This is a genomic window from Salinarimonas soli (genome assembly GCF_008386575.1).
Classification (GTDB): Bacteria; Pseudomonadota; Alphaproteobacteria; order Rhizobiales; family Beijerinckiaceae; genus Salinarimonas_A; species Salinarimonas_A soli.
The window spans coordinates 1-205 of record NZ_VUOA01000278.1; the positions used below are offsets into that span (position 1 = coordinate 1).

Below are 205 nucleotides of genomic sequence, written 5' to 3' on the forward strand. Positions count from 1 at the left end.
CGCTCAGGCGCGGGCACAGGTCACTGACAGTTACTAGCGTCATGCATCAGCCGGATATAAACAAACGCGAGAACGCCTGGTCTCCAGTGGCGTGCTGCGCCCTGGAGAGAATCCGAACCTTCTCGTGTTCACTGAGGACGTCGCCTTTCGCGGCAGCACCGAGGCGGCGGTGGTGATCACTGGTCGGAATGCAGATGGCCGCAGG

The 205-nt window shown here is 61.5% G+C and carries 1 pseudogene; it reads left to right on the forward strand.

Annotation, left to right across the window (positions count from 1 at the left end):
* Nucleotides 1-61: 61 nt before the first annotated feature.
* A pseudogene (locus tag F0L46_RS28015) lies at nt 62-205 on the forward strand (DUF4357 domain-containing protein); the annotation flags it as partial.